The organism is Pseudomonas sp. G3-19 (assembly GCF_054855875.1).
The window spans coordinates 5,793,649-5,807,291 of record NZ_JBMPIQ010000003.1; the positions used below are offsets into that span (position 1 = coordinate 5,793,649).

10 protein-coding genes are annotated in these 13,643 nt (G+C 60.2%); 6 read left to right on the forward strand and 4 right to left on the reverse strand.

All coding sequences use genetic code 11. The features are described from left to right. Positions 1-46: 46 nt before the first annotated feature. Together ACOYXI_RS26505 and ACOYXI_RS26510 are read right to left on the reverse strand one after the other, a co-directional pair. Positions 47-205: a hypothetical protein gene (locus ACOYXI_RS26505; RefSeq protein ID WP_167734099.1), complete on the reverse strand. Its 159-nt coding sequence runs from the start codon at positions 203-205 to the stop codon at positions 47-49. Positions 206-240: 35 nt separating this feature from the next. Beyond that, on the reverse strand, positions 241-768 hold the full coding sequence (locus ACOYXI_RS26510) for a hypothetical protein (protein WP_461675471.1): 528 nt from the start codon (positions 766-768) through the stop codon (positions 241-243). A 450-nt stretch (positions 769-1,218) separates the two neighbouring features. Between ACOYXI_RS26510 and ACOYXI_RS26515 the strand changes: the two genes are divergently transcribed. Beyond that, positions 1,219-2,082, forward strand: coding sequence for a DMT family transporter (locus ACOYXI_RS26515; protein WP_098967708.1), 864 nt, complete (start codon positions 1,219-1,221; stop codon positions 2,080-2,082). Positions 2,083-2,217: 135 nt separating this feature from the next. On the opposite strand, the gene ACOYXI_RS26520 is transcribed toward ACOYXI_RS26515, so the two are convergent. Together ACOYXI_RS26520 and ACOYXI_RS26525 are read right to left on the reverse strand one after the other, a co-directional pair. After that, positions 2,218-3,126, reverse strand: coding sequence for a DMT family transporter (locus tag ACOYXI_RS26520; protein WP_098967709.1), 909 nt, complete (start codon positions 3,124-3,126; stop codon positions 2,218-2,220). Positions 3,127-3,211: 85 nt separating this feature from the next. After that, positions 3,212-5,242, reverse strand: coding sequence for a methyl-accepting chemotaxis protein (locus ACOYXI_RS26525; protein ID WP_461675472.1), 2,031 nt, complete (start codon positions 5,240-5,242; stop codon positions 3,212-3,214). A 2-nt stretch (positions 5,243-5,244) separates the two neighbouring features. On the opposite strand from ACOYXI_RS26525, the gene aceK reads away from it, so the two are divergent. The 5 genes from aceK (at position 5,245) to ACOYXI_RS26550 (ending at position 13,502) form a co-directional block, all read left to right on the forward strand. Beyond that, positions 5,245-6,966, forward strand: coding sequence for a bifunctional isocitrate dehydrogenase kinase/phosphatase (gene aceK, locus ACOYXI_RS26530; RefSeq protein WP_095138571.1), 1,722 nt, complete (start codon positions 5,245-5,247; stop codon positions 6,964-6,966). Positions 6,967-7,220: 254 nt separating this feature from the next. Then, positions 7,221-11,132 carry an ATP-dependent RNA helicase HrpA gene (gene hrpA, locus ACOYXI_RS26535; RefSeq protein ID WP_461675473.1) on the forward strand — a complete coding sequence of 1,304 codons (3,912 nt, stop codon included), beginning with the start codon at positions 7,221-7,223 and terminating at the stop codon, positions 11,130-11,132. A 300-nt stretch (positions 11,133-11,432) separates the two neighbouring features. Then, complete coding sequence (locus ACOYXI_RS26540) at positions 11,433-12,554, forward strand: beta-ketoacyl-ACP synthase III (RefSeq protein ID WP_027614543.1); 1,122 nt, start codon at positions 11,433-11,435, stop codon at positions 12,552-12,554. A 106-nt stretch (positions 12,555-12,660) separates the two neighbouring features. Next, positions 12,661-13,275 (forward strand): RNA polymerase sigma factor, encoded by a 615-nt coding sequence (locus tag ACOYXI_RS26545; protein WP_003222662.1) that lies wholly within the window; start codon positions 12,661-12,663, stop codon positions 13,273-13,275. Further along, positions 13,269-13,502 carry an anti-sigma factor family protein gene (locus ACOYXI_RS26550; protein ID WP_098967716.1) on the forward strand — a complete coding sequence of 78 codons (234 nt, stop codon included), beginning with the start codon at positions 13,269-13,271 and terminating at the stop codon, positions 13,500-13,502. The genes ACOYXI_RS26545 and ACOYXI_RS26550 overlap by 7 nt, the downstream gene beginning before the upstream one ends. Positions 13,503-13,643 lie beyond the last annotated feature (141 nt).

Below are 13,643 nucleotides of genomic sequence, written 5' to 3' on the forward strand. Positions count from 1 at the left end.
AAATGAAAAAACCGCTCCTTGTGAGCGGTTTTTTATTGTCTGTGAGTCAGCGGCGCCCGGCGAGAACGTTGGGTTCGTCTTCAATGCCTGTAATCAGTAACTGCAGAAAGCGCTGCTGATTGGCTGATAGCCCGGATGACACAATCTTTTCTTCTGTTTTGATTGATCTTTTCTTAGCGGGGGATTTCTTGACTGATTTGCGCATGCTCCCTCCCTCATTGATCATTACTTGAACTGTTTTCACGATACTTTACTCTCCACTGCTAGGACAAGACGACCTTCCAAATCAAATTTGAAGCCGAGCTTTGTATAAACAGGAATTGCGCCCTGCATTGGCTCCTGGACTTCAATGAACTTGCTGCCGACTATTTGGGCGAACTCATCGATGACCATCATCGCCAAGGTCACGATACGATTTTTCAGCGGGTGAGAATCTCCGGGTCGCCCTTCCAATCGTACGATTCGAATACGTTGGCGGCTTTTGTTCGGATTGACGAAGCACAGTCCGCAGAGCTGTTCTTCGAACCAGATCGCGATATCCAGGGACAGGGGTTCTCGTGATTTCCATGCGGCAACCTCTCGCCAGCAAAAAAGTGGATTCTCCCAGAGCTCGAACGCGCTCAGTGCTATGGCGTCGATGGGTTCGAAGCGTACTTTCGACAAGTCTTGTCGCACTGGTAGCTGCAATAGAGCTTTGGCGATGCTTGCCTGTTTCCTGGCCTGCGACTTGTACAACTGATACCGCAAATTCGTCCGTTCCCTTGGCATGTGATCCCGAGCATTCCCTGTCTCCCCATCAATGGGCCTATCCGTTGCTCTTCAGCCTAATCACCTCGCGGCCAACTGTCCCTGCTGGCCCTTTGTCCAAATCATTGCAATCCATGTCCCACGCTGGTTATAGTCGGCGCTCGTGAATCATCTGATTCACTCTCCAAACCCTTCAAAAAAGATCAGCCCCAATGCCTGCATCCCTCATCAACGCGGTAGTCGATTCAGCGGTCAACGCTGGCGTCGTGCCGTGCGGGAATCAGCAGCCTGGGCAGATCAGTCATTACCCTCCACCTGTCAGTAGCACGCCGGTGTGCGCCGTCGTATCACCGCCGGGCGTTGGCGTTTCGGGCTGATCGGCATTCTCTGCTGACCCCTGCGCTCGCCAGAAAACCTACTGAATTTCAGCCTCGGCTGAGTTGGCTATTTGCCTGACTACAGGTGGTATTCATGTTTGTCCTTTCGAAAAAATCCGCGCTCGCGGCGACGTCCACGAGCCTGTTCGTTCTACTGTGGAGCAGCGGGGCAATCTTCTCCAAATGGGGCCTGGCCCATGCGTCACCCTTTGCCTTTCTGCTGATGCGCTTTGTGATCGCGCTGTGCGGGCTGTTGCTGTTGACGCCGCTGCTCAAGTTGAAGCTGCCCAAGGGCGGTCGGCCGATGCTGTTTGCGATTGCAACGGGCGTGGTGTTGTTGGGGGCGTATCAGATTTTCTATCTGCTGGCCCTGAACACCAGAGTCACGCCGGGGGTGATGGCGACCATCATGGGCGTACAGCCGATCCTCACTGTCGTGTTGATAGAGCGGCAGCGCTCGGCGAGCCGGATGTTCGGCCTCGCGCTGGGGCTGGCCGGGCTGATCATGGTGGTTTATCAGGGGATCGGACTGGCGGGGATGTCCTGGGCAGGGATGCTGTTCGGTCTGTTGGCGCTGGCGAGCATGACGGTGGGCTCGATCATGCAGAAGCGCATCACCGACAATCCCCTCGGCACATTGCCGGTGCAGTATCTGGCCGGGCTGTTGTTGTGCGGGATATTTGTGCCATTTCAGCCGTTCCACTTTGAACAGAGCACGGGTTTCATCGTGCCGGTGTTGTGGATGGGACTGGTGGTGTCGGTGTTGGCGACACTGTTGCTCTATCGCCTGATCGCCCGGGGCAATCTGGTGAATGTCACCAGTCTGTTCTATCTGGTACCGGCGGTGACGGCGGTGATGGATTACCTGATTTTCGGCAATCGTCTGGCGGCGTTGAGTGTGCTGGGGATGCTGTTGATCATCGTCGGGCTGGCGTTTGTGTTCCGTAAAACTGCTTGAAAACCTTCAGGCCAACCCGGGCATTTTCAGTGTCTGGGCCGGCCTCTTCGCGAGCAAGCCCGCTCCCACCATTGGAATGCATTCCTCCTGTGGGAGCGGGCTTGCTCGCGAAGACTGACTTGTTAACGCCGCAAATCAGCGGACGGTTACGGCAGCGGGCTTCACCACCGCCGGCTTCAACACCAGCCACAACGCCAGCGCAATCAACACCCCGCCATACAGGTGCGCCATCGACAGCGGTTCATCCAGCAACAATGCGCCCCACAACACGCCGAACGCCGGAATCATGAAGGTCACGGTCATCGATTTGACCGGGCCGATGGAGCTGAGCAGGCGGAAATAGATGATGTAGGCGAACGCCGTGCAGCCCAGACCCAGGCCCAGCAGCGACAGCCAGACATTCCACCCACCCCAGCTTGCCGGAGGGGCGGTGATCACGCTGTAGCCGAACAGTGGCAACAGAAACAGCGAGGCGCCGAGCATGCTGCCCACGGCCGAGAGACGACTGTCGAGCCCGCCGCTGTGATCCAGCCAGCGCCGCGTGAGGAACCCGGCGAAGCCGTAGCAAGTGGTAGCGAGCAGGCAGGCGAGGGCGCCCATCAGCAATTGCAGATCGAACGCGACCGGACCTGCGCGCGTCAGCACGCCGACACCGAACAAGCCGAGAAACACTCCGGTCAGTTTCGCGACAGTGAGTTTTTCGCTGAAAAACAGCCCGCCAATCAACACGCCCATCAACGGCGTGGTGGCGTTGAAGATTGCCGAGTAACCGGCCGGCAACACTTGCGCCGCCACCGAATACAACGTCGCCGGAATCCCCGAGTTGATAACGCCCAGCAACATCACCGTTTTCAGTTTGCCCTTGAAATCCCAGCTGATGCGCATCAGCCCGAGAATCACCAGCAGACCGACGGCAGCAATCGACACCCGAAAGAACGCGGTCGGAATGGTGCCGATCACCGGCGCAATAATGCGCATGAACAGGAAGCTCGCGCCCCAGATGGCTGCCAGCGACAGCATGCGGAAAATATCGACAGCGCTCACGGTGGCACTCCTTCCTTGATCGGGACGAGAGTGTTGCCGAGCGCTTTGTCGATGGCAACCGTCAATCGGGCATTTAATTTTTCATTCAGAGCACGAAGCGCGTCACCAGGCCGTTGAGGTCGATCGCCAGGCGCGACAGTTCCTGACTGGCAGCGGAGGTCTGGGTAGCGCCGGCGGCGGTCTGGGTCGAGAGATCGCGGATGGTCACCAGATTCTGATCAACCTCGCGCGCGACCAGCGCTTGCTGCTCGGCCGCGCTGGCGATCACCAGGTTGCGCTGGTTGATCTGCGAGATCGACGCGGTGATTTTCTCCAGTGCCTGACCGGCACTGTTGGCCCGGCGCAACGTGTGGCTGGCTTGCTCGGCACTGCTTTGCAGCGCGCCGACGGTGGCGCCGGTGCCTTGCTGGATGCTGCTGATCATCAGCTCGATTTCTTCGGTGGAGTTCTGCGTGCGTTGCGCCAGCGAACGCACTTCATCGGCGACCACCGCAAAACCGCGTCCGGCCTCACCCGCGCGCGCCGCTTCGATGGCGGCGTTGAGCGCCAGCAGGTTGGTTTGCCCGGCGATGCCGCGAATCACCTCCAGCACCTTGCTGATGTCCTGAGCCTGAGTGGCGAGGCCTTCGGCCTGTTCCGACGCACCGAGCACCGCGCTGACCAGTTCCTGAATCGAGCTGATGGTCTCGCTGACCTGCACATGCCCGTGTTTGCTGTCCTCGTTCGAGGCTTCGGATGCCTCGGCGCTGGACACTGCGTTGGCCGCAACTTCATCCACCGCCGTGCTCATCTCGGTGACGGCGGTGGCGGCCTGTTCGATCTGATCGTTCTGCTGTTGCAGGCCACGGGTGCTTTGCTCCATCACCGAGCTCATTTCTTCGGCGGCGGAGGCCAGTTGCTGCGCCGATTCGCTGATGCCACGGATGGTCGAGCGCAGGTTGTTCTGCATCTCGGCGAGGGCGCTGAGCAACTGCGCCGCCTCATCGCTACCGTGATCGGCAATCTGGCCGCTGAGGTCGCCGGCGGCAATTTTTTGCGCGACGGACAGGGCTTGATTGATCGGTGCGGTGATGCTGCGGGTCAGCAGCCAGGCCAGCAGCAGGGTGGCGATCAGGGCGATAACGATGATGCTCGCGACAATCCACAGCGCCTGCTGATAAACCCCGGCAGCAGCTTCGGCGGCGCTGTCGGCGCCTTGCTGGTTGAAGCTGATCATCTGCTCCAGCGCCTTGTCGAGGATCCGGCCCTGTGGCGCCAGTTCATTGTTCAGACGGGCATAGGCCTGTTCACTTTGCCCGGCGTCGATCTGAGCGATGATCTGGTCCAGGATGCTCATGTACTTGGCGACGTCGCCATTCAAACCGTCGAGCATCGCCCGTTCCGCATCGCTGGCCAGTAGAGCGGTGTGGTCCTTCAGGCGCTTCGACAATTCTTCGCGTTGCACCTTGATGAGGCCTTTGCTTGTGTCGCGTACCGCCGGCTGGGTGCTGGTGATCAGGCGCAGGGATTCGAGGCGGATGTTGGCGATGTTCGCCGCCGCATCGTGAATGCTCTCGATGCTGGGCATCCACGATTCCTCGATCACCGTTGCGCTCTCACGCAGATTTTTCATCTGGCCCAGGCCGAACAGGCCGACCACCACCAGCAGGGCGGCCAATACGGCAAAACTCAAACTGGCGCGCAAACCGATGCGCAGATTGCGGATAGACATCAATGTGCTCCTTGATCTATGAGGAAGAGGTCGTCCTCGTGGGCGAGGATCTTGTTGTGAGGCGGGTGCTGGCAGGCTGTATATCAAAGTGCCACTATTTTGGTAAGACCAATCTGTGAGCAGTTCATCTCTATCATCGAAAGGCAGGAACGCAGCGGTAAACCGCGAGCCAGAGCGGTGGGGCAGGGATTGGATCCGAATCACAGGGAATTCGCGGGCTGGCGCGGGGCGGCAGGCGAGACTGAGAGGGCGGTTAATTGACCGAACGGTCGACTCAAAAAACTTTGATAAAAACTGTGTCGCTGTACAACCCTGCCGCGCTTTTGGCAGAAATTGCACTTCTCCTGCGCATGCATCCGTGGCTAAGCTCAGGCACAGATTTCCACTTGCACGCCGAGGTCTCATCTATGCCGCAGCAATGGCCAGCCACCGACATCGCCCGCATGATCCTCGATGGCTTTGACGATTACCGCGAGCATTTCCGGCGGATCACCGACGGTGCGCGCGAGCGCTTCGAGCAGGCGCGCTGGCAGGAGACGCAGACCGCGTCGGCGGCGCGGATCAATCTCTACGAAGAAAAGGTCGGCGAAACCATCGCCCGCCTGCGCGAGCATTTCGACGACGAGACGCTGATGAATGTCGGCAGTTGGCCGTTGGTGAAAAGTGCTTACATCAGTGTCATCGACCTGCGCTTCGACGATGAGCTGTCCGAGACCTGGTACAACTCGATCTTCTGCGGGCTGTTCAGCCACGACCTGATCAGCGATGGCTGCATGTTCATCCACACCACCCGGCCGAGCCTGCGCCGCGCCCGTGCTGCGCAAACCCGCACCTACAAGCCGCAGGGCCAGTTGTCATCGATGCTCGCCAGCATCTTTGCCGACTACCGCTTCAGCGAGGATTACGCTGATCTGCCCGGCGACCTGCAGCGCCTCGAGTCGCAACTGCGCGAGAATTTGCCGGACTGGGTGTGCAAGGATCCGGAGCTGAGCGTGGAGCTGTTTTCCTCGGTGCTGTACCGAAACAAGGGCGCGTATCTGGTCGGGCGCATCTACACCCGCGACGAGCAGTGGCCGCTGGTGATTCCATTGCTGCACCGCGAGGGCCGCGGGATTCAGATCGATGCGCTGATCACCGACGAAGCCGATGTGTCGATCATCTTCTCCTTCACCCGTTCGTATTTCATGGTCGATGTGCCGGTGCCGGCGGAGTTCATCGGCTTCCTGCGGCGCATCCTGCCGGGTAAGCACATCGCCGAGCTGTACACCTCGATCGGCTTCTACAAGCACGGCAAATCCGAGTTCTACCGGGCGCTGATCAATCACCTGGCCAACACCGACGACCAGTTCATCATGGCCCCCGGTGTGCGCGGCATGGTCATGAGCGTGTTTACCCTGCCGGGCTTCAACACCGTATTCAAGATCATCAAGGACCGTTTCTCGCCGTCGAAAAACGTCGACCGGGCGACGGTGATCGAAAAATACCGTCTGGTGAAAAGTGTCGACCGGGTCGGGCGCATGGCCGATACCCAGGAGTTCGCCGACTTCCGTTTTCCGCTGAGCAAGTTTGATCCGGCGTGCCTGGAAGAACTGCTGGAAGTCGCGCCGTCGACGGTCTCGGTCGAAGGCGATACGGTGCTGATCCGCCACTGCTGGACCGAGCGCCGGATGACCCCGCTCAACCTCTATCTGGAAAACGCCAATGAAGCGCAGGTGCGCGAGGCGCTGGAGGACTACGGCCTGGCGATCAAGCAACTGGCGGCGGCCAACATCTTTCCCGGCGACATGTTGCTGAAGAACTTCGGCGTCACTCGTCACGGCCGAGTGGTGTTCTACGACTACGACGAGATCTGCTTCCTGACCGAAGCGAACTTCCGCCACATCCCCGCGCCGCGCACCCCCGAGGACGAAATGGCGTCCGAACCGTGGTACTCGATCGGGCCGCTGGATGTGTTCCCGGAAGAGTTTCCGCCTTTCCTGTTCGCCGATGCCGGGCAGCGCAAATTGTTCGATCAACTGCATGGCGAGTTGTATAACGCCGATTACTGGAAGGGTTTGCAAGAGGCGATTCGCGCCGGCAAAGTCATCGACGTCTTCCCTTACCGCCGCAAAGGCCTCGATAACGAATAACTCCCAGTGAACACATTGTGGTGAGGGGATTTATCTTGTGGCGAGGGGATTTATCCCCGATGGGGTGCGAAGCCCCCCCAAAAAACCATTCAACTCAGACGCTTCAGAGCGACTTTCATATCCAGTCGGCGACTGCTGCGCAGCCGATCGGGGATAAATCCCCTCGCCACAAAAGCACCTCGCAGTCGTGTTCAGTGACGCAAATCTGCGACAATCGCCCCCCTGCATAAACAGACGACCGAATTGCGTACCCGATGACCGACGAATCGCCCTCCATCGACAAACTGCTGAAAAACCTCGATCACGCCATGCTCGCCGACCGTCACCGGCTGCGGCGGCAGTTGCTCGAGCTGCGCAAGAAACCCGACGAGGCCAAACTGGCCCAGTGGGTGGCGCGCATGCAGGCGTCCTGTGATCAGGTGCTGGCGCGCCGTGCCAGCCTGCCAGTGATTCGTTACGACGACAGCCTGCCGATCGCCGCCAAGCGCGACGAAATCAAGGCAGCGCTGGAGAAGCATCAGGTGCTGATCATCGCTGGCGAAACCGGCTCGGGTAAAACCACCCAGTTGCCGAAAATCTGCCTGGAAATCGGTCGCGGCCAGCATGGCTTGATCGGCCATACCCAGCCACGCCGAATCGCTGCGCGCAGCGTCGCCAGCCGGGTGGCCGAAGAACTCGGCACACCGCTCGGTTCGCTGGTTGGCTATCAGGTGCGCTTCGAGGATCAAAGCGATTCCAACACCCTGATCAAACTGATGACCGACGGCATCCTGCTGGCGGAAACCCAGAACGACCGCTACCTCGAACGCTACGACACGATCATCGTCGACGAAGCCCACGAACGCAGCCTGAACATCGACTTCCTGCTCGGTTACCTGAAAACCCTGCTGCCGCGTCGCCCGGATCTGAAGGTCATCATCACTTCGGCGACCATCGATCTGGAGCGCTTCTCCAAGCATTTCGACGATGCGCCGATCGTCGAGGTGTCCGGGCGGACTTTCCCGGTGGACACCTGGTATCGCCCGCTGACCCTGGAGCAGGATGAAGAGGGCAACCGTGTCGAAGACGACCTGACCGTGGATCAGGCGATCCTCGCCACCCTCGATGAAATTGCCGCCTACGAGCGCAGCGAACGCCGCAGCCCCGGCGATGTGCTGGTGTTCCTGCCTGGCGAGCGCGAGATTCGCGATGCTGCCGACATGCTGCGCAAGGCTCAGCTCAAACACACGGAAATCCTGCCGCTGTACGCGCGCCTGTCGCCGGCCGAACAGCAGCGGATTTTCCAGTCGCATCCGGGGCGGCGCGTGGTGCTGGCGACCAACGTTGCCGAGACTTCATTGACCGTGCCGGGCATCCGTTACGTGATCGACAGCGGCACCGCGCGCATCAGTCGCTACAGCTACCGCGCCAAAGTGCAACGTCTGCCGATCGAGGCGATTTCCCAGGCCAGCGCCAATCAGCGTAAAGGTCGTTGCGGCCGGGTCGAGCCGGGGATCTGCGTGCGTCTGTACAGCGAAGAAGACTTCCTCGGTCGCCCGGAATTCACCGATCCGGAAATTCTGCGTACCAACCTTGCTGCCGTGATCTTGCAGATGCTGCACCTGCGCCTCGGTGAGATCACCGCGTTCCCGTTCATCGAGCCGCCGGACGGCAAGGCGATCAGCGACGGTTTCAACCTGCTGCAAGAGCTCTCGGCGGTGGATCGCAACAGCCAGCTGACCCCGCTCGGTCGCCAGTTGGCGCGCTTGCCGGTCGACCCGCGCATGGGCCGCATGCTGCTGGAAGCGGCGAAGCTCGGCAGCTTGCAGGAAGTGCTGATCGTCGCCAGTGCGATGTCGATTCAGGATCCGCGCGAGCGTCCGCCGGAGCGTCAGCAAGCAGCCGATCAGGCCCACGCACAATGGAAAGACAGCGATTCGGACTTCGCCGGACTGGTTAATCTGTGGCGCGGTTTTGAAGAGCAGCGTCAGGTGCTGACCGCCAGTCCGCTGCGTAACTGGTGCCGGAAGAATTTCCTCAATTATCTGCGTCTGCGCGAGTGGCGTGACTCTCATCGCCAGTTGAGCCTGATCTGCCGCGACATGCAGTTGAGCCTCAATAAAGAGCCGGCGGATTACCCGAAACTGCACAAAGCGGTATTGGTCGGTCTGCTCAGCCAGATCGGCCAGAAAACCGAGGACGGCGATTACCTCGGTGCCCGTCAGCGGCGCTTCTGGATTCATCCGTCATCGGGCATTGGCAAGAAGCGTCCGCAGTGGCTGATGACCGCCGAACTGGTGGAAACCACCAAGCTCTACGCGCGCATGGTCGCCAAGATCGATGCCGACTGGATCGAGCCGCTGGCCGGGCACCTGATCAAGAAAAACCATTTCGAACCGCACTGGGAGAAGAAGCGCGGCCAGGTCGTGGCCTACGAGCAGATCACCCTGTTCGGGCTGATCGTGGTGGGTCGCCGCCCGGTGCATTACGGCCCGGTGGATCCGCTGGTCTCGCGTGAGCTGTTTATCCGCGAAGGTCTGGTGCGTGGCGAGATTCAGTCGAAAGCCAAGTGCCTGACCGCCAACAAGCAGTTGCTCGAACAGCTCGACGAGCTGGAAGCCAAGGCTCGGCGCCGCGACATTCTCGCTGACGAAGAAACCCTGTACGCGTTCTACGATGCGCGCTTGCCGGCGGAGATTCATCAGACCGCGACGTTCGACAGCTGGTATCGGGTCAACAGCCAGAAAGACCCGCAATTGCTGATCATGCGCGAAGAAGACGTGCTGGCCCGCGAGGCCAGTGAGGTCACCGCGCGCGACTACCCGGACACGCTGCACATCGGTGATCTGGAACTGGCGCTCAGTTATCACTTCGAACCCAATCACCCGCGCGACGGCGTGACCCTGCGCGTGCCGGCACCGCTGCTGCCGATGCTGCCGCCGGAGCGCCTGGAATGGCTGGTGCCGGGGCTGATCGAGGCCAAGTGCATTGCGCTGGTGCGCAACCTGCCAAAGGCCCTGCGCAAGAACTTCGTGCCGGTGCCGGACTTCATCAAGGCGGCGTTGCAGCGCATGACCTTCGCCGAGGGCTCGCTGCCGCAAGCGCTCGGTCGCGAGTTGCTGCGCATGACCGGCGCACGCGTCAGCGATGAAGCATGGGCGGAAGCGGCGCAGCAGGTCGAAGGCCATCTGCGGATGAACCTGGAAATCGTCGACGGCCAGGGCAAGTTCCTTGGCGAGGGCCGTGATCTGGCCGAGCTGACCGCACGGTTTGCCGAAGCCAGCCAGGCGGCTTTGGCGGTGCCGCAGAGTGCGAAAAGTCAGCAACCGGTGGAGGCCAAGGTCTTCGCCCCGGTGGCGGAAAAGACCCAGCAGAAGATTGCCGGATTGTCGATGACGGTCTATCCGGCGCTGGTGGAAGAGGGCGGCACGGTCAAGGAAGGGCGGTTCTCGACCCCGGCCGAAGCCGAGTTCCAGCATCGCCGCGCCTTGCAACGGCTGCTGCTGCAGCAACTGGCGGAGCCGGCGAAGTTCCTGCGCAGCAAACTGCCGGGTATCACCGAGTTGGGCCTGCTCTATCGCGAGTTGGGCCGGGTCGATGCGCTGGTCGAAGACATTCTGCTGGCCAGCCTCGACAGCTGCATTCTGGAAGGCGAAGACCCGTTGCCCCGTGACGGCGCCGGGCTGGCGGCATTGGCCGAACGCAAGCGCGGCAGCTGGACCGAACACGCCGAGCGCGTGGCGCGGCTGACGCTGGAGATCCTCAAGCTGTGGCACGGTCTGCAAAAACGCTTCAAGGGCAAGATCGATCTGGCGCAGGCTGTGGCGCTGAATGACATCAAGCAGCAAATCAGCAATCTGGTGTATCCGGGTTTCGTCCGGGAAACACCGATGCAATGGCTCAAAGAGTTGCCGCGTTATCTGAAGGCGGTCGAGCAGCGTTTCGAGAAACTCGGTGCGCAAGTGCAGAAGGATCGCGTCTGGAGCGGTGAACTGGCCGGCCTCTGGGCGCAATACCAGACACGCGCGGCGAAACATGCCCAGGAAGGCAAACGCGATCCGCAGCTTGAACTGTACCGTTGGTGGCTGGAGGAATACCGCGTGTCGCTGTTCGCCCAGCAGTTGGGGACGAAAGCGCCGATTTCGGACAAACGGCTGAGCAAGCAATGGAGTCAGGTCGAGGCCTGATCCCCAACCCTGCTCGATCACCTGTGGGCATTTGTGGTGAGGGGATAAATCCCCTCACCACAAAGATAGAGATATGCCCCACATCGGGATTTGGGTTGTGCTTGAGAAAGGCGCCAAAACCTTGGGTTTATGGCAAACTTCGCGACCATAAACGCCGGTTTCGTGACCCAGAGCCTTCGGCCGGGTCACGTGGCGGAATAAAGCGATGCCAGGTCAGCGTCCCGCGGACGGGAACAGACCCTTTGTGTGTTGGTACGTCGGTGCCAGCGCTTTCTGCCTGAACAGATTAGAGAAACGACCATGCATAACGTCGTCATCAGCGGCACCGGCCTGTACACCCCGGCCAACAGCATCTCCAACGAAGAGCTGGTGCAGTCTTTCAATACCTACGTCGCGCAGTTCAACGCCGACAACGCCGACGCCATCGCCAGCGGTGAAGTCCAGGCGCTGACCGAATCCAGTGCTGCATTCATCGAAAAAGCCTCGGGCATCAAGAGCCGCTTTGTCATGGACAAGGACGGCATCCTTGATCCTGCGCGCATGGCCCCGCGCCTGCCGGAGCGTTCCAACGACGAATGGTCAGTCCTCTGCCAGATGGCCATCGGCGCCGCCGAACAGGCCCTGCAACGTGCCGGCAAGACCGCCGCCGACATCGACGGCGTGATCGTCGCCTGCTCCAATCTGCAACGCGCCTACCCGGCCATCGCCATCGAAGTCCAGGAAGCACTGGGCATTCAGGGTTTCGGTTTCGACATGAACGTCGCCTGCTCCTCGGCGACCTTCGGCATTCAGGCCGCGGCCAACAGCGTGCAACTGGGCCAGGCCCGGGCGATTCTGATGGTCAACCCGGAAGTCTGCACCGGTCACCTGAACTTCCGTGACCGCGACAGCCACTTCATCTTCGGTGACGCCGCAACGGCGGTGATCATCGAGCGCGCCGACCTGGCGACGTCCAAGTACCAGTTCGACGTGGTCAGCACCAAACTGCTGACCAAGTTCTCCAACAACATCCGCAACAACTTCGGCTTCCTCAACCGCGCCGCGGAAGAGGGCATCGGTGCCCGCGACAAGCTGTTCGTGCAGGAAGGTCGCAAGGTGTTCAAGGACGTCTGCCCGATGGTCGCCGAGCTGATCGGTGAGCATCTGGAGGAGAACAAACTCAACGTCGGCGACGTCAAGCGCTTCTGGCTGCACCAGGCCAACCTGAGCATGAACCACCTGATCGTGCGCAAGCTGCTGGGCCGTGAAGCCACCGAAGAAGAAGCCCCGGTGATTCTCGACACCTACGCCAACACCAGCTCTGCCGGCTCGGTGATTGCCTTCCACAAATATCAGGACGATCTGGCCGCCGGTTCGCTGGCCGTGCTGAGCTCGTTCGGCGCCGGTTACTCGATCGGCAGCGTGATTCTGCGCAAGCGCTGAGTGCGCCTGAAAAGATCGCAGCCTGCGGCAGCTCCTACACTGATCTCTGTAGGAGCTGCCGCAGGCTGCGATCTTTTGCTTTCGACCATCTGAAAACGAGGCGTGCATGGCCGCAACGGACGACACCCAACTGCTCGAACGTCTGCTCGCGGGTGAGCAAAAGGCTTTCAAGGAGCTGGTCAGCACCTACCAGAGCGCCATGCGCGCCGTGGCGTATGCCATCGTCGGCCAGCGCCATGTTGAAGAAGTGGTGCAGGACGCCTGGCTCTCGGTGGTGCGCCATATCGGCAGCTTCGAGGGTCGATCCAGTCTCAAGACCTGGCTGCTGACCATCACCGCCAATTCCGCCAAAAGCCGTTACAAACAAAACCGCCGCGAAGTGTTGATGGATGATCTGCCGTCACCCCACGGCACCATCGATGACGACCGTTTTTCGCCCGGTGACGGCCATTGGCTGGTGGCGCCATTCGCCTGGCATCAGGACACCCCGGAAGCCTTGCTCACCGAAAGCGAACTGCGTGATTGCCTTGAGCACACCTTGCTCAGCCTGTCGGAACTGCAAAGCAGCGTGTTGCTGCTGCGCGAACGTCAGGGTCTGGAGCTGGAAGAGATCTGTAATCTTCTGGAGATCTCGCTCTCCAATGTCCGTGTGCTGCTGCATCGTGCGCGGCTGAAAGTCTTCGCCACGGTGGAGCATTTTGAGGAGACCGGCGAATGCTGACCTGCAAGGAACAAGTGGCACGCTCCAGCGATTATCTCGATGGCCAGTTGAGCTTTCGCGAGAAGCTGCTGGTGCGCCATCACCTGATGTTCTGCCCCAACTGTCGGCGGTTCATTCGTCAGATGCGTTTGATGCAGGCCACGTTGAAGGCGATGCCGGAGAAGCCGCAAGAGGGTGTGGATGCGCTGGCTGAGCGTCTGGCCGAGCAACGCCGTAAGGAAAAATAGAATCTCACTTGTAGGAGCTGCCGAAGGCTGCGATCTTTTGATCCTCAAAAACAAGATCAAAAGATCGCAGCCTCCGGCAGCTCCTACAGTGTTTTTGCATCCTGCAGAAATAGCCGGCGCGGGACGAAACGAACGGATGAT

Bases quoted from the DNA above. Each gene is read 5' to 3' on its own strand.
- ACOYXI_RS26545 (WP_003222662.1), top strand. From the start codon at position 12,661: ATGGCCGCAACGGACGACACCCAACTGCTCGAACGTCTGCTCGCGGGT.
- ACOYXI_RS26550 (WP_098967716.1), top strand. From the start codon at position 13,269: ATGCTGACCTGCAAGGAACAAGTGGCACGCTCCAGCGATTATCTCGAT.
- ACOYXI_RS26515 (WP_098967708.1), top strand. From the start codon at position 1,219: ATGTTTGTCCTTTCGAAAAAATCCGCGCTCGCGGCGACGTCCACGAGC.
- ACOYXI_RS26540 (WP_027614543.1), top strand. From the start codon at position 11,433: ATGCATAACGTCGTCATCAGCGGCACCGGCCTGTACACCCCGGCCAAC.
- ACOYXI_RS26505 (WP_167734099.1), bottom strand. From the start codon at position 205: ATGCGCAAATCAGTCAAGAAATCCCCCGCTAAGAAAAGATCAATCAAA.
- aceK (WP_095138571.1), top strand. From the start codon at position 5,245: ATGCCGCAGCAATGGCCAGCCACCGACATCGCCCGCATGATCCTCGAT.
- ACOYXI_RS26510 (WP_461675471.1), bottom strand. From the start codon at position 768: ATGCCAAGGGAACGGACGAATTTGCGGTATCAGTTGTACAAGTCGCAG.
- hrpA (WP_461675473.1), top strand. From the start codon at position 7,221: ATGACCGACGAATCGCCCTCCATCGACAAACTGCTGAAAAACCTCGAT.
- ACOYXI_RS26525 (WP_461675472.1), bottom strand. From the start codon at position 5,242: ATGAGACCTCGGCGTGCAAGTGGAAATCTGTGCCTGAGCTTAGCCACG.